At 52.9% G+C, this 15,649-nt stretch carries 15 protein-coding genes and 2 rRNA genes; 5 read left to right on the top strand and 12 right to left on the bottom strand.

What is annotated here, in order from left to right; genetic code table 11:
• The first annotated feature begins 13 nt into the window (after positions 1-13).
• The gene (locus EQG79_RS26510) at positions 14-916 is read left to right on the top strand and encodes an outer membrane beta-barrel protein (RefSeq protein ID WP_129605698.1); all 903 of its coding nucleotides are present in this window, start codon (positions 14-16) and stop codon (positions 914-916) included.
• A gap of 26 nt (positions 917-942) precedes the next feature.
• Here the strand turns inward: EQG79_RS26510 and hisF are convergent, their stop codons facing one another.
• From hisF to EQG79_RS26470, 8 genes are all read right to left on the bottom strand, one after another.
• Positions 943-1,740 (bottom strand): imidazole glycerol phosphate synthase subunit HisF, encoded by a 798-nt coding sequence (hisF, locus tag EQG79_RS26505; protein ID WP_129605695.1) that lies wholly within the window; start codon positions 1,738-1,740, stop codon positions 943-945.
• A 3-nt stretch (positions 1,741-1,743) separates the two neighbouring features.
• Entirely contained in the window at positions 1,744-2,166 is a 423-nt protein-coding gene (locus EQG79_RS26500; RefSeq protein WP_129605692.1) for a GNAT family N-acetyltransferase, read from the bottom strand.
• On the bottom strand, positions 2,163-2,873 hold the full coding sequence (locus tag EQG79_RS26495; RefSeq protein ID WP_129605689.1) for a hypothetical protein: 711 nt from the start codon (positions 2,871-2,873) through the stop codon (positions 2,163-2,165). Before EQG79_RS26495 ends, EQG79_RS26500 begins: the two co-directional genes overlap by 4 nt.
• Before the next feature lie 11 nt (positions 2,874-2,884).
• Complete coding sequence (hisA, locus tag EQG79_RS26490) at positions 2,885-3,607, bottom strand: 1-(5-phosphoribosyl)-5-[(5-phosphoribosylamino)methylideneamino]imidazole-4-carboxamide isomerase (RefSeq protein WP_077922461.1); 723 nt, start codon at positions 3,605-3,607, stop codon at positions 2,885-2,887.
• Positions 3,607-4,197, bottom strand: a complete 591-nt coding sequence (locus tag EQG79_RS26485; RefSeq protein WP_240699462.1) for a four helix bundle protein — start codon at positions 4,195-4,197, stop codon at positions 3,607-3,609. Before EQG79_RS26485 ends, hisA begins: the two co-directional genes overlap by 1 nt.
• Complete coding sequence (hisH, locus tag EQG79_RS26480) at positions 4,139-4,726, bottom strand: imidazole glycerol phosphate synthase subunit HisH (RefSeq protein WP_129605685.1); 588 nt, start codon at positions 4,724-4,726, stop codon at positions 4,139-4,141. The genes EQG79_RS26485 and hisH overlap by 59 nt, the downstream gene beginning before the upstream one ends.
• 284 nt (positions 4,727-5,010) lie before the next feature.
• On the bottom strand, positions 5,011-6,543 hold the full coding sequence (locus EQG79_RS26475) for a M20/M25/M40 family metallo-hydrolase (protein ID WP_129605682.1): 1,533 nt from the start codon (positions 6,541-6,543) through the stop codon (positions 5,011-5,013).
• Positions 6,544-6,640: 97 nt separating this feature from the next.
• The gene (locus EQG79_RS26470; RefSeq protein ID WP_129605680.1) at positions 6,641-7,549 is read right to left on the bottom strand and encodes a DUF72 domain-containing protein; all 909 of its coding nucleotides are present in this window, start codon (positions 7,547-7,549) and stop codon (positions 6,641-6,643) included.
• A gap of 162 nt (positions 7,550-7,711) precedes the next feature.
• Between EQG79_RS26470 and EQG79_RS26465 the strand changes: the two genes are divergently transcribed.
• Both EQG79_RS26465 and EQG79_RS26460 read left to right on the top strand, forming a co-directional pair.
• Positions 7,712-10,447, top strand: coding sequence for a valine--tRNA ligase (locus tag EQG79_RS26465; RefSeq protein ID WP_077922465.1), 2,736 nt, complete (start codon positions 7,712-7,714; stop codon positions 10,445-10,447).
• A 147-nt stretch (positions 10,448-10,594) separates the two neighbouring features.
• Entirely contained in the window at positions 10,595-11,143 is a 549-nt protein-coding gene (locus tag EQG79_RS26460; RefSeq protein WP_129605883.1) for a D-glycero-alpha-D-manno-heptose-1,7-bisphosphate 7-phosphatase, read from the top strand.
• A 37-nt stretch (positions 11,144-11,180) separates the two neighbouring features.
• On the opposite strand, the gene EQG79_RS31500 is transcribed toward EQG79_RS26460, so the two are convergent.
• Both EQG79_RS31500 and EQG79_RS26455 read right to left on the bottom strand, forming a co-directional pair.
• Positions 11,181-11,309: a hypothetical protein gene (locus tag EQG79_RS31500; protein WP_262708638.1), complete on the bottom strand. Its 129-nt coding sequence runs from the start codon at positions 11,307-11,309 to the stop codon at positions 11,181-11,183.
• Positions 11,310-11,437: 128 nt separating this feature from the next.
• On the bottom strand, positions 11,438-12,922 hold the full coding sequence (locus tag EQG79_RS26455) for a type III PLP-dependent enzyme domain-containing protein (protein WP_077922466.1): 1,485 nt from the start codon (positions 12,920-12,922) through the stop codon (positions 11,438-11,440).
• Between the two features lie 328 nt (positions 12,923-13,250).
• On the opposite strand from EQG79_RS26455, the gene EQG79_RS26450 reads away from it, so the two are divergent.
• Both EQG79_RS26450 and EQG79_RS26445 read left to right on the top strand, forming a co-directional pair.
• On the top strand, positions 13,251-14,615 hold the full coding sequence (locus EQG79_RS26450; protein ID WP_129605677.1) for a UDP-N-acetylmuramate--L-alanine ligase: 1,365 nt from the start codon (positions 13,251-13,253) through the stop codon (positions 14,613-14,615).
• Between the two features lie 52 nt (positions 14,616-14,667).
• Positions 14,668-15,222, top strand: coding sequence for an LOG family protein (locus EQG79_RS26445; protein ID WP_077922468.1), 555 nt, complete (start codon positions 14,668-14,670; stop codon positions 15,220-15,222).
• Positions 15,223-15,292: 70 nt separating this feature from the next.
• Here EQG79_RS26445 and rrf read toward each other — a convergent pair.
• Together rrf and EQG79_RS26435 are read right to left on the bottom strand one after the other, a co-directional pair.
• A 5S ribosomal RNA gene (gene rrf, locus EQG79_RS26440) occupies positions 15,293-15,403 on the bottom strand.
• Positions 15,404-15,553: 150 nt separating this feature from the next.
• Positions 15,554-15,649: ribosomal RNA gene (locus EQG79_RS26435) — 23S ribosomal RNA — on the bottom strand; the annotation flags it as partial.

The raw sequence follows: 15,649 nt of genomic DNA, 5'->3' as shown, positions 1-15,649 counted from the left end.
AACGTGCAAAATTATGAAAAAAGTTGCAGGGATCAGCCTGATTTTGACGCTGCTGGTAGCTACCGCCTTCGGTCAGTCCGTATCGCGCCAGAACATTACCCGTCCCCGAGACAGTTTCTCGAAAGAATCGGACAAGCGATTCCGCAAGATTCTCGGCGATCAGTATGATGAGCGTACGCAGCGCGGCCGGTCAGATAACGAAGAAGCCTATGACGAAGAACGTCGCCGACGCCGGAAACGGAAGCAGCAGCAGTCGGCCGAGTACGACGGCACCGGCCCCGATTATGCCCGGCCCAACAAACTGATCGAGATGAGCATCCGGTTTGCGCCCTCGCTCAATCTGAACACGGCCGAAGGGCAGGGCAGCTATGCCGGCTTTCTCGATAATGGCATTGGCGCCCGGATGAGCGTTGGCCCTTCTCTCGATTATTTTTTCTTCAAGGACCGCTACGCGTTCAGCAGTGGCTTGTGGTATACCATCAAACGGTCTGGCTTTCAGATGCCGGGGTCTTTCGGCGAGTCTCGCTTTACACCGGGCGCGCCTTATAAAGAGTCTCTCTATAACCTCCAGTATCTGCAGGTGCCGGTATCGGTAAAAATGTTCGCCAACAACATTGCACCCCGTATCCGGCTGTACGTACAGACGGGCGGGCTGCTGAGTCTGAAAGTAGCCGAACGCGCCCTGCAAACCGAACGCAACGGCTTATACCAGGCCGAAAGCGGTGGCGACCGGCGGCAGTACGGCTTCGGTGATGTTGAGCTGCTGCTCGGCACCGGGGTCCAGTATAAAATCAACGATACCAACGCGTTCAACCTGGGCGTCAGCTACCAGCGTGGTTTGTTCGACGTAGCACGGGGTAGTCAGCTTACGTCCAAAAACCGGGTCGTTTCGCTCGATCTGGGCTTTAAGTTCTAAACCGGCCTTGATTCGCAACCCGGGTTTTACAACCTCATCTCGATTCCGTTGGCGCGCAGGTAGGTTTTGAGAGCCGGAATCTCGATTTCTTTGAAGTGAAAAATACTGGCTGCCAGGCCGGCATCGGCTTTGCCCCTGGTAAAGACATCGACAAAGTGGTCCATAGTACCGGCCCCACCCGAGGCAATAACCGGAATATTGGCCGCGCCCGAAATCTGCGCCGTCAGCTCGAGCGCGAAACCGGCTTTGGTTCCATCGGTATCCATGGACGTAAGCAGGATTTCGCCCGCTCCCCGCTCCTCTACTTCTCTGGCCCAGGCCAGGGTGCGCAGCTCGGTAGGCTTGCGCCCGCCGTGGGTGTGTACGACGTGGTCGTAGGACGGTGAGCCGGATCCGCCGGTAGCGGGCCCTTCAGCGACCTCGATCCAGCGGGTGTCGATGGCGACAACGATACACTGGCTTCCGAACTCCAGCGCCAGTTCATCGACCAGGGCCGGGTTCCGGACGGCCGACGAGTTGATCGAAATTTTGTCGGCTCCGGCGTTGAGCAGAGCCGATACGTCGGCAACTGACGAAATACCCCCCCCCACCGTAAAGGGAATATTGATGGTATGCGCCACGTTCCGAACCAGATCGATCAGTGTCTTGCGGCCATCTACGGTGGCGGTGATATCCAGAAAAACCAGTTCGTCGGCGCCCTGCTCGGCATATACGGCCGCCAAAGCTACCGGATCGCCGGCGTCGCGGAGGTTAACGAAGTTGGTTCCTTTAACGGTGCGCCCGTCTTTGATGTCGAGGCAGGGAATAATGCGTTTGGTCAGCATGTGTCAGTACGTTTCGATCAGCTTGCGCTGCATAAAGAAGTCGGGGTTGTCGATCGCTCTGAAGCCAAATTGTTCGTAAAGCGAGTGCGCATCGCGGGTAGCGAGCATCCACCGGCGCAGGCCCTGCAGTTCGGGCCAGTCCGATATAGTCTGAATGAGCCATTTCGACAACCCTTTGCCCCGGTGTTCGGGCAGAATAAACACGTCAGAGAGGTAAGCAAACGTAGCCTGATCGGTAATTACCCGAGCAAAACCGACCTGCTGCCCATGCTGGTAAACGCCGAAACACAACGAATTGGCGATGGACCGCTCCACGATGTCGAGCGGTATGTTTTTAGCCCAGTACGACTGCTGGCTCAGAAACTCCCGGATCAGCGGAACGTTCAGCTGGCTTTTGTCGGTGCTGATGGTGTAGTCAGTTATCATACAGTAACCCGGATTTGAGGTATATCGACAGCACAAAGAGACGACGTTGGCGTATCAAAAAGGGTAAAGATTCGCTTCAGCAGCGAAACCACTTTCTGTAACTCTACTACCCGTGGCGTAACACCGGCGTAACCGACCGGACAGTGGTAGGTATAACTCCTTCGGATATTGGCCGATATGATGTCGAACCGATAGTTAACCCCGTCGCTCATGATAGCCCGTGGTTCTGTTTTTTTCGCCCTGATGGTAACGCCACTGTCTGAGTGTACACTTACCCTCACCGTGGTGTCGCGTGGGTTTGGTTTAGGATTGATGTTGTCTTTCAGAAGCGATTGATCGGGTAGAGTCAGCAGGTCATCGGCCAACAACTGCTGCCAGACAAGGGTATCTGCAACCTGCTTATGGACAAGCCGACGGGCTTTTTTGATCGTATTCTGGTGCCACTGTAAAGCATAGTGTGACAAAAACAAGCCCGTCTCCTTCTTATCGATGACATAAAGCTCGTCCGCATCGCCGTACGTGAGCGATTCGTTTATCCAGATACGCACCTGATACTCGGCCGGTTTCAACCTCAAATCGCGTAATCCCACTTGTTGGGCTAAATGCTCAAACCGGGCCGAGGCCTTGACAGAATCATCGACAACGCCCCCGGCCCAACCCGTCTGGCCGATAAGAAGGAGTAAGCTTATACGTATGACCTGGCGCATACTCCGTACGTTTAAAGGCCGCTGAACAGCATTAGCTCTTTCAGCGTAACCCGCCCTTCGTAGATCGCTTTGCCAACGATGACGCCAAACAGGTTCATATCAGCCAGCGTCTCGATGTCCTGCATGTTGCTGACGCCCCCGCTGGCAATGATGTTCAGATCCGGTGCCCGGTCCTGCAGGTTTCGGTATAGATCGAACGATGGTCCCTGCAATAACCCGTCTTTCGATACATCGGTGCTAATCACATACTTAACCCCTTTATCCACATAGTTATCCACAAAATCATAGACCCAAAGCTCGGTACCTTCTTCCCAGCCACTAACGGCTATTTTCTCGTGTTTGGCATCGGCCCCCAGAATGATTTTGTCGGCGCCGAAGCGGCTCAGCCAGCGCTCGAACACGTCGGGCTGCTTTACGGCAATGCTACCGCCCGTTACCTGTTTGGCCCCGCACTCAAACGCCACCCGCAAGTCGTCGTCCGACTGTACGCCCCCGCCAAAATCAATGTGGAGCCGGGTTTTGGCCGCAATCTGTTCCAGTACTTTCCAGTTGATAACCCGTTTTTCGCGGGCTCCGTCGAGGTCTACCAGGTGCAGGCGCGTCAGGCCGGCATCTTCGAACTGCTGGGCCACCTCCAGCGGACGGGCGTTGTATTCTTTCTTCTGGCGATAATCGCCCTGGGTGAGCCGAACGGCTTTACCATCAATGAGGTCAATTGCGGGAATGATATACATCAATTTGGAGGAAAGAAGAAGGACGTAAGAAGAAAGATACCATATCGACCGAATGTTCGGCTTAGAATTGGCAGCGGTAGCCAGAGTGAATGTAAAAAGCCTCTTGTCAGCTTTCTTTGCAAACCGTAAATCATTCGTTGTATCTCCTGAACATTGGCGATGAGTTTTTCTACCTCTGCCTGATGAACGAACTGAAGATCACAAGCCAAAATAAGTTGCGTTTCCACTTCGTAAGCCGAGGATAAACTTATCGCCAAAAACCGAACAAAATCTTTATCAGATCGTCCGGAACCTTCGGCAATATTGGATGGTACCGACACTGTAGCGCGTCTTAGCTGTGACGTCAACCCAAACCGCTCACTGGCGGAAAAACGAGCCGTGAGACCATAAATATCTTTTACGAGTCCGCGGGCTAACTGCCAAACGTTTAGTTCTCTGAAGTTGTGTGCTTCCATGGTTTTAGATAAAAAGAATAAGACATAAAAAGAGCGGAAAAAGAACATCTTTCTTCTACTATCTTTTTTCTTTCTTCTATAACCTGAGAAAGTTCTCCAGGATCCGCTGCCCAACGTCGCCACTGATTTCGGCATGGAACTGGGCCGCGTAAAAGTTATCGCGATGCAGCATGGCACTGAACGGACGAACGTAGTCGCAGACGGCCGTTGTTTCGGCGCATACATCGGCCGCATAGCTATGCACGAAGTAGACATAGGCGTTGTCGGCCAGACCGTTCGTGAGTGGGCCGCGCATCGAGTGAATGTTATTCCAGCCCGTATGCGGCACTTTAAAGCCGGGTTCGGCCGGAAAACGGCGCACGTCGATATCGAAAATGCCCATGCAGGTCGTGTTATTCTCTTCGGAGTAACGGCACATGAGCTGCATACCCACACAGGTACCCAGCACGGGCTGTTTCAACGACGGAATCAGCTGGTCGAGGCCCCGCTGTCGCAGGTAAGCCATGGCAGTACTGGCCTCGCCCACGCCCGGAAAGATAACCTTGTCGGCCGATCGAATCTCAGCCTCGTCATCAGTCAGCAGGTAAGGCGCGCCCAACCGATCGAGCGCAAACATGACCGACTGCACATTGCCGGCGTTGTATTTTATGATAACAGTTTTCATGGCAACTCCTGGCAATGAACAATGGATAATAAACAGCTGGTACCTCATTATTAATTATTCATTATCCATTAAAAAAAGCCCGGTTCTTGGATCAGAACCGGGCTTTGTGTGTATCTGTATGAACAATCAGTCAAAACAAATCACAAAAACAGTAGCACCCCGTTCTGCGGCTATGGCCGAACGTGATGATGGTGCGAACGCGCTGTCTTCGTGGTAATCATAGGGCAAATATACTTCATTTCCGGCGCACAAAGCAAACGGCAGCCGTGGTTTGGCTGGGCTGATTAGTTGGTCAGGATAGCCAGCCAGGTCGTGATGCCTTCTACGTAGTTGCCAACCCGCAGGTTCTCGTTGGCCGCATGCTGGTTGTTATCGAGGTTGACCATGGGTACGTGGATGGCGGGTATGTTGAGCGTTCGCAGAAACGGCACGATCGGCACCGACCCGCCCGTCATCCGGATCTTCACGGGTTCGCGTCCGAAAGCCCGTACCATAGCCCGGGTTAGCCAGACATCTTCCGGAATACCGATCTCGGTGCGGAACGGCAGCATTTCTCCGCTGGCTTTCAGCTGGATTAGTTTCGGGTACTGCATGCGTTCGGCTTCTGTCGGTTCATGGTCCAGCACCCGAAATCCTTTTCCTTCGATATAGGTACGAATCAGCGATACCAGCCGGGCCGGGTCGGTTTCGGGTACCAGCCGCAGGTCCAGCTCGGCAATGGCCCGGTCCGGAATAACCGTGCCGGCCTGTTTACCTACGTAGGCACTTTGCAGCCCCCGGATGTTCAGCGACGGGTATTGCAGCGCTTCCTGGTAGTTACGCCCCACCCGGTCGGGCGCGGCTATGCCCACGGTTTTTGCAATCTGCGCCGGATCGTCGGGTACCGCGGCCAGTAGTTTAGCTGCTTTTTCGTCGATCGTAATGCCGTCGTAATAGCCGGGAATGGTTACGCGTCCGTCCTCGTCTTTCATACCCGCCAGCAACTGAACCAGCCGGAGAGCCGGGTTGGGCGCGTAGTTGCCATAGTGGCCGCTATGCTGCGGGCCGCGCGGTCCGAAGGTGGTCAGCGTAACGGTTGTGATACCCCGGCAGCCGTAAATCAGGGTTGGCAGGTTAGACAGGTGCCGCCCACCGTCCATCACCAGCAACAGATCGGCAGCCAGTTTTTCTTTGTTAGCCAGCACGGTACTGGCCAGGTGCGGAGAACCGATTTCTTCCTCGCTGTCCAGAATCACTTTCAGGTTATAGCGCTGGGGTATTTTTTCTTTCTCGAGCGCGGTCAGGGCCGCCAGCAGCATGGCAATGGGTCCTTTGTCGTCGGACGACGACCGGCCGAAAATGCGCCAGTCGGGGTTGTAGTTCGTCTGGAGCTTACTCCAGTCCATGGGTGCCCAGCTGCCGTCTTCGCCCAGTTCTTTGAGCACAGGCCGGTAGGGGTCGGCTTGCTGCCATTGGCTCGGCACAACGGGTTGCCCATCGAAATGCATGTAGAGCAGCAGTGTTTTGGGGATGCCAGCGGGGCTGGCGGTACGGGTAGCGGGTGCTTTTTTCTCGGCCAGTACCAGCGGATTGGTGGGGGTAGACAGGGTAGACACCTGGAAGCCGCGTTGCTCGAAAGCCCGCCGGAGCCAGTCGATGTTCGGCTGCATCTGCCCGTCGATGTGGGCGTTGTTTGGAATACTCAGCAGCGCATCCAGCTCAGAAAACGAAGCCCGAACGTGCTTTTGGGTAATGGCCTGCAACTGAGCCGTCGTCAGCGTTTGGGCGAAAGCACCCGAACACGCCAGTGCGATAGATAGAAGTAACACCTGTTTCATTCGGGAAAATACGAAGCGTTTCCCAAATCTGGCTGTCTCTGCGCTCTAAACGCCTGTTCATGCTCAGTTAGTTACCACACCAGCCCGGCCTGACTACCTAAAACAGACTACCCTGCACCACTTTTGGCTGCAGCACGGGCTCTTTCAGGTTCAGTCCGCAATGCTGGTTCAGCTGACGGGTCCAGTACAGAATCAGTTCGGGCGCGGTATCGTTGTCGGCCCCGCCGTGCACAAAGATATAGGCCGTTTGCAGCCCCTTGTCGAACCAGGCTTTGAGCCGCTGTACCCAGGCGTCGACCCGGCTATAGTCGGTGGGGTGGCCTTCGTTGGCAATGAACCGAAGCGTCAGAACCGGGCTGCTCAGGCCCATGTGCAGAACGTCGCGCCGACCGGCTACGTCGGTCATAACCACGTGTCGGCGCAGCAGGTAAAGCTGTTCGAGCGTCTGGTTCCAGGTTGCCGTTCGGAACCAGTCCGGATGGCGACACTCCACCGCCACATCGAGTTCGTCGGGCAGGCTTTTCAGATAGGCTTCCAGCACCGGCCATTTTTCCGGTCCAAACGAGGGCGGCAGTTGCAGAAACGGCATACCCAAAAATTCTTCGAGGCCGAGTACGGCGTTGACAAACTCATCAGTCAGCGCTTCGGTGGCCACCAGCTGCCGCTCATGGCTGATGATCTGCGGAAATTTTGGGCAGTAGGTGAACCCGGGCGTAGCTTCCTGTTTCCATTTCCCGATCATGCCCGCCGTCGGAATTTGGTAATGGGTCAGGTTTAGCTCGATGGTATTGAACTGGCGGGTATAGTGGTGCAGGTAGTCGCGTTCTTTGGCAGTAGAGGGGTATACCTTACCCACGTAATCTTTATTGGCCCAGATTGGTCCGCCAATATAGACCTGCGGGCGCGGATTAGGCTCCACGGCGGCCCAGATACGGGCGTTGAACGCAGCCCCCGGCGGAAGCGAAAAATTGACCGCGTCGAGGTTATGTACCTTTCCAAATTCCATACGTATTCTAATGAAGTGTAGCCTTGAAACTGCCCAGGCCCGGGTTTCGTTTTTTAGCCCTGTTCAATTTAGCTAATTTTGTGCTTCTGCCTACCAGATCGGCTAGTATCCGGCCTAACCACAGGTGCAGTTGGTCTGGATTGCGCTTACTCCGAATGACTTATGATCGCCAAGACATACAATCCTAAAGACATCGAAGAAAAATGGTATCAATACTGGCTTGATAACCAATTTTTCAAGTCTACGCCAGACGAACGGGAGCCGTATACCATTGTTATTCCGCCCCCGAACGTGACGGGTGTCCTGCATATGGGCCACATGCTCAACAATACCATTCAGGATGTACTGATCCGGAAGGCGCGTATGGAGGGCAAAAACGCCTGCTGGGTGCCCGGTACCGACCACGCCAGTATTGCTACCGAAGCCAAAGTAGTAGCGATGCTCAAAGAACGCGGTATCAACAAACACGACCTGACCCGCGAGCAGTTTCTGGAATACGCCTGGGAATGGACCCACAAATACGGCGGCATCATTCTGCAGCAACTCCGTAAACTGGGTGCATCGTGCGACTGGGACCGGACCCGCTTCACGATGGAGCCTGCACTCTACGATGAGGTCATCGATACGTTTGTAGACCTCCACGAGAAAGGTAAAATTTACCGGGGCGTTCGTATGGTTAACTGGGACCCACAGGGGCTCACGGCCGTATCGGACGAGGAAGTCATTACAAAAGAAGTTCAGCAGAAACTGGTTTATATCCGCTACGATATAGCGGGCAGTAACGACCAGGACTCCATCACGATTGCTACCGTTCGGCCCGAGACCATCATGGCCGACGCGGCTATCTGCGTAAACCCCAACGACGAGCGCTACAAACACCTCCACGGTAAAAAAGCCATTATTCCCCTCATCAACCGGGAGATTCCGATCATCACAGATGAGTACGTAACGATGGACTTTGGAACGGGCGGCCTGAAGGTAACCCCGGCTCACGATCCGAATGACTATGCCCTCGGAATCAAATACAACTTGCCCGTACTGGACATTCTGAACGACGACGGCACCCTCAACGAGAAAGCCCAGATTCTGGTTGGCCAGGATCGTTTCGCGGCCCGGAAAGCCATTATCAAACTCCTCGAAGAGTCCGGTAATCTGGAAAAAACGGAAGACTACAAGTCGAACGTAGGCACCTCTGAGCGGACCGGAGCCGTTATTGAGCCCAAACTGTCATTACAGTGGTTCCTGAAGATGGACGAGATCGCGAAGCCAGCTCTCGAGAGCGTACTGTCCGATACGGTTCAGCTCAACCCGGCCAAGTTCAAGAACATGTACCGGTCCTGGATGGAAAACCCGCACGACTGGTGTATCAGCCGCCAGCTGTGGTGGGGACAACGGATTCCGGCTTTCTACCTGCAGGACGGCACCTATGTAGTGGCCCGCAACAAGCACGAAGCGCTGGAAAAGGTACAGCACGAGCGACTCCTGTTCGCTATGACCGAGGCTGACCTGACGCAGGATGAAGATGTGCTGGACACCTGGTTTTCGTCGTGGCTCTGGCCCATGTCGGTGTTTAAACCATCCGGCAATCCCGACGAACCCAAGGCCGGCCCGAACGATCTGGACTACTATTACCCGACCAATACGCTCGTTACCGGTTTTGACATTATCTTCTTCTGGGTTGCCCGGATGATTATGGCAGGCTATGAGTTCAAAGGCGAACGTCCTTTCGAAGACGTATATTTCACGGGTATGGTCCGCGACAAACTCGGCCGCAAGATGTCGAAACAGTTGGGTAACTCGCCCGATCCGCTCGACCTGATCGATCAGTTTGGTGCCGATGGAGTCCGGACGGGCATGCTTTTTAGCTCGGCCGCTGGTAACGACCTGCTGTTCGACGAGAAGCTGGTTGAGCAGGGCCGTAACTTCAGCAATAAAATCTGGAACGCCTTCCGGCTCGTGAAAGGATGGACGGTCGTAGAGACGCAATCCGTTGCGTCTCATTCGCGCCAGCCAAACTCGGCCGATCAGGAGACGCAACCGCCCGGCAGCCCGGCCTTTGCATCTCTACCCATCCAGTGGTTCGAGGCCAAGCTGAGCGCCACGCTGATTCAGATTGAGGACGATTTCAGCAAGTTCCGGATTTCGGACGCTCTGCAGGCTATTTATAAGCTCATCTGGGACGATTTCTGCTCGCAGTACCTCGAACTTATCAAACCGGCATTCGACGTGTCTACGGGCACCGCAACGCCCATAGACGCCCCTACATACAATGCTACGATCGATTTCTTCGAGCGACTCATGCAACTGGCCCATCCGTTCATGCCGTTCATTACCGAAGAAATCTGGCAGGAAATCAGAGAAAGGAAACCCGGCGACAGTATATGCGTAGCCAGCTTCCCGAAGCCCGCTGCGGTCGACGCGCAGATTCTGTCTGATTTCGAAACGCTTTTCGAGATTATCACGAACGTTCGAAACATTCGGAATACAAAACAGATTTCTCCTAAAACCGAACTGCCGCTGGCGATCAAGACAGCGGCCCCGGCCCGGTTCGCGTCCCTGGAGCCTCTGATTGAAAAGATGGCGAACGTATCGACCATCAGCTATCTGGACGAAACCGCCGAAGGACGCTCGGCCGATTCGGTCTCGTTCCTGCTGAAAAGCGATGAGTTCTTCGTCAACATAGCCGGCGAGATCGACATGGAACAGGAAGCAGAAGCCGCCCGCAAGGAGCTTGACTACCTGACGGGTTTCCGCGAGTCGATTTTGAAGAAACTGTCAAACGAGAAATTCGTGGCTAACGCAAAACCCGAAGTTGTTGACCGCGAACGGCAGAAACTGGCCGATGCCGACGCAAAAATTCACGCGCTGGAGCAGCGTCTGCGTGATCTGGTGGCCTAGACCATGCGACCGAACTTCGGCCCGGTACCCGCAGAACGAGTACCGGGCCGAAGTTCGTAGTATAAGTTTAATAGAGATTTTTCGCGTAATATTTCAAGTAAATAAGAGAATAGTCGTATAATTGACCCATCAACAAATGGTATAATGATGAACAAGTGCATTTTCTTAGATCGTGACGGCGTATTGAATGAAGACAGAACTGACTACGTATATCGGGTCGAAGACTTCATCATACCTGAAGGCGTTCCGGAGGCACTGCGTTCGTTTAAAGCAGCGGGTTATCTGCTCATTGTAATTACCAACCAGGCCGGCATTGCCAAGGGACTCTACACGCGCGACGATGTGATGGCCTGCTATCATTACCTCCAGGAGCGCTGTGATCACCTCATCGACGATATTTACTATAGCCCCCATCATCCGAACTACGACTCTGAATCGCTGACCCGCAAGCCTGGTTCTCTGTTGCTTGAAAAAGCCATGGCCAAGTATGACATCGTCCCCGACGAATCGTGGATGATCGGGGATGCTTTGCGCGATATGCAGGCCGGCCGCCGGGTAGGCGTACGCACCGTTCGTATTGCCCATTCGCCCGAGCTAACCCCCGAATGCGACGGCTGCGCGCCTAACCTGCTGGAGGCTTCGCGCTTCGTTCTTGAGGTAGCCCACAAAAGCAATACCGCCAACCAGGCAGCCTAGGCTATCTGATTGGCGGCAAATCGACAATGTCTTGTCTCTAGGCCCGTACCTGCTGCGTCGACGCGGGCTTCTGCACGCTTCCGTAGGCAGGACAGTTGGCTTTCCGCGCACACGATCCCAGCGATACTGTCGCTAGCAGAGCGCCCAAAATCAGTAGTTTTTTCATGAATAAGATGGTCGTTTGAATCTCTATTGCGGTCAGATGATTAACGAAACTAAGCATCTGAATCGTACAAAAAACGTACCACGCCAGCCGGTGGAAACGAAAGACTTTCGTCTCCACCGGCCTATCGGTCAGGTATCGTCTCGTACGAGTTCAGCTTCCTCTTCGCGTTCCTCTGCAGCTTCTGTGGCTTCCAGCTCGGTCATACCCGGTTCGGCACCGCCGTAGCCCAGTATTTTCAGCATTACCTCACTATTCTGCTCCGGCGCAAACAGGCGGGTTCGTAGGTTGCCCTCGTCATCTTTGTCGACAATGACGTGCTGCGGGGCCGGAATGAGGCAGTGCTGAATACCACCATAGCCGCCCAGCGACTCCTGATAGGCACCTGTGTGGAAAAGACCGATGTACTGGTCTTCGGCATCCTGATCAAAAATGGGCAGGTACAGGTCAGCGCTGTGAGTTTCGGTATTATAGAAGTCGTGAGAGTCGCAGGTCAGACCGCCGAGGTTCACTTTCTGGTACGGGTTGTCCCAGTTGTTGACCGACAGCATAATGTATTTCTGCCCCAGGCCCCACGAGTCGGGCAGTTGGGTAATGAACGAACCGTCGATCATGTACCACAGCTCTTTATCGTTCTGGAGCTTCTGATCGATCACTTTATAGATAACAGCACCGCTTTCGCCGACGGTATAGGAGCCAAATTCGGTGAAAATATTTGGAACCGGTACATTGTTCTTGTTACAGATCCACTGAATGCTCTCCACAATCTGATCAATCATGGCCTGGTAGTCATACGTGAACTGGAACGAAGTCTGGATAGGCATGCCCCCCCCGATATCGACAGAATCGAGGTCTGGACACATCTTCCGTAACTCGCAGTATTTGTACATGAACCGGCTCAGCTCACTCCAGTAATACGCGCTGTCTTTAATGCCCGTATTGATGAAGAAGTGAAGCATTTTCAGCTTGAACCGCTCGTTAGTCGCGATTTTGCTACGGTACAGTTCGTTCACATCGCTGTAGCGAATGCCTAGCCGCGAGGTGTAAAAGGCGAAGTTCGGCTCCTCATCTGTAGCGATCCGGATCCCGAAGTTGACGGTTTCGGCCGTAACCGAGTTCTCGTAGGCTTCGATCTCTTTCAGATTATCCAGAACGGGAATACAGTTCGTGAATCCTTCATTCAGTAGTTCGCTGATGTACTGCGTATAGAGCGGCCGCTTATAACCATTACAAATAATATAGGTGCTCTTACTCACCTTGCCTGCCTTGTAAAGTTCCCGAATTATCGGAACATCATAGGCCGAAGACGTTTCGAGATGGACGTTATTTTTGAGAACCTCGTCGAGTACAAATCGGAAATGGGATGACTTCGTGCAGTAGCAGTACGTATAGTTCCCTTTGTAATTATACCGCTTCATGGCATTTTTGAACAGCAGCTTGGCGTGTTCAATATGCTCCGTGATTTTAGGCAGGTAGGTCAGCTTCAGGGGCGTACCGTACTCTTTGACAATGTCCATCAAGGGGACATTATTGAACATCAGTTGGTTGTTCTCAACATTGAACTCCCGCGTAGGGAACTCAAATGTCTGATCAATGAGGTCATAGTATGTCTTCATCCCTCCGATTATCGCATAAAATGGGCTGTCCGCTGAAGCGGTTTGTGGTTCAAAAAAACAGGCGCGAAACTGGCTACTAAAAATGGGGTTTCCAAGACCAACACGCGTGCAAGATAGTCAACGAAAAATGCGGGGGTTTGATTCGACACAGGCCTAAAATTAATGATTGCGCAACATGCGACAGCCTTCTGCCCGGCCACAAAGCGGTTTGATAACAACAGGTCAGCAAATTCGTTTTTCCATAATCACACCGATGCCTGTCGATACCCATACCGAGTATTGACATCGAAAAAACGTACTTTTGCCTGTTTACCGACCGTTATACGGAATGTCTAAATCAATACACTTTATTTCGATTGGTGGCAGCGCCATGCATAACCTCGCGCTGGCACTTCATCAACAGGGCTACATCGTTACCGGCTCCGACGACGAGATTTACGAACCATCCCGCTCCCGATTGCAGCAACAGGGTCTGTTACCAGCCATAATTGGCTGGTTTCCGGAAAAAATCCATGCTGAACTGGAAGCCGTTATCGTTGGCATGCACGCCAGAAAAGATAACCCGGAACTGGTTAGAGCCCAGGAAATGGGGTTGCCCATCTTTTCTTACCCGGAATACATTTATCAGCAAAGTAAGCAGAAACAGCGGGTGGTCATTGCGGGCAGCCATGGTAAAACAACCATAACGTCGATTGTTCTTCACGTACTGAAGTACCACAACCGGCAGTTCGATTATCTAGTAGGCGCGCAGCTGGATGGCTTCGAAACGATGGCCAAACTTTCTGCAGATGCTCCCCTCATTGTGATCGAGGGCGATGAATACGCATCATCACCGGTCGATTCTCAACCTAAATTCCTGCATTATCATCCCCACATTGCGCTGATCAGCGGTATTGCCTGGGATCATGTCAATCTATACCCGACCTGGGAGCTTTATGTCGATCAGTTCGAAATGCTGGCCGAAGCCATGCCTAAAGGCGGTATCCTCATCTTCGACGAATCTGACGACATGCTCGACGTCATCGGTCAGAAGGAGCGGGCCGACGTTAACGAAATTCCTTACCAGGCCCACCCGCATACAATTGTCGACGGAGCAACCTTTCTGATTACCCGACAGGGAAAGCAAATTCCGGTGCAGATTTTCGGCGAGCATAACATGAAAAATCTGTCTGGTGCCCTGACGGTACTGGATCAGATTGGTATTACAGATGATCAGTTCTACCAAGCAATTTCTTCGTTTAAAGGAGCGGCTCACCGGCTCGAGAAAATTGCCCAGAATGGCACTCGAATCTTTTTTCGCGACTTTGCCCATTCACCTTCCAAAGTAGAAGCAACTACAGAAGCCGTAAAGCAACAGTTTCCCAATAAACGCCTGCTGGCCGCTTTTGAACTGCACACGTACAGCAGCCTCAACAAAACGTTTTTAAGCCAATACAAAGGAAGTCTGGACTCCGCAGATACAGCCGTTGTCTATTTCGACGCCAACACGTTTGCCATCAAGCAGCTTTCGCCCATCAGTCCTGACGACGTAAAGGTCGCCTTTGAACGGCCTGATCTGACTGTATTAACCGACCCGGCTGATCTGGAGTCTTACCTTTCCAGTCAGCGCGAGAAGGCCGACGCTTTCTTGTTCATGAGTTCGGGCACGTTTGGAGGAATCGATCTTGAAACTCTTTCGGATCAGCTTATTTAACCATTATCCTATCAACTCTCAACGGGCTGGACGCAAACACAGCCCTTATTTTATGCACAGTATCGTTGTTTATTGCGGCTCAAGCCCCGGAACCAACTCAGTTTATAAAGAAGTAGCCATCGAATTGGGTGAGAAGCTGGCGGCTTTCAACATCAGGCTCATTTATGGCGGTGGCGGCTTTGGCCTGATGGGTAATGTGGCCGATGCAGTTATGCAGAATGGCGGAGAAGTGACGGGCGTAATACCAAATTTCCTGGCAGAACTCGAAGTTGCGCACAACACCCTCACCGAACTACATTTTGTGGAGACCATGCACGAACGTAAGTTCAAGATGGTTCAGCTGGCCAAAGGCGTTATTACGCTCCCGGGTGGCTACGGCACCTTCGATGAGCTGTTCGAGATATTGGCCTGGCGTCAGCTAAAGTTGTATGACGGACCGATTGTCGTCATAAACGTGAACGGCTATTATGATTTGATGCTACAGCAACTTGACCGGTGCGTTATCGATGGCTTTCTAAAAGCTGAAAACAGAGCATTGCTTATCGTTGCCGAATCGGTTGACGAAGCTCTGTTTAGAATTAAAGAATTCTGGGATCAGGTGTATTGATCTCCTCATTGTTTTACGTGCAAAAAGCCGTTACCCGGATCGGGTAACGGCTTTCGCGTTTAATAACAGCAGGTGGCACCTTCCTACTCTCCCACTTGTGACAGCAGTACCATCGGCAGTACGGGGCTTAACGGCTCTGTTCGGAATGGAAGAGGTGTTCACCCGCCTTACCAGCACCAACCTGCTTGTTGTTCGTCAACCTTCATCAGCCCTAAGGCTGATATGGTCTAATGATTTATTCTTTAACCCTACAGGAAGAAGAGACAGTCTAAAACGCCTAGAGAGACTTTTGAACAATACAATCAGGTTATCAATAATTTCAGACAAAGCGAAGCACACGCGTCCGGGGCCATTAGTACGGCTCAGCTCAACACATCTCTGTGCCTACACCTGCCGCCTATCAACGTCGTCGTCTCCAACGCCCCTT

Origin of the sequence: Spirosoma sordidisoli, assembly GCF_004138325.1 — a bacterium.
In the GTDB taxonomy this organism is placed as follows: Bacteria; Bacteroidota; Bacteroidia; order Cytophagales; family Spirosomataceae; genus Spirosoma; species Spirosoma sordidisoli.
Note: the sequence above shows the minus strand (reverse complement) of the source record. Positions and strands in the feature narration are given on the sequence as shown.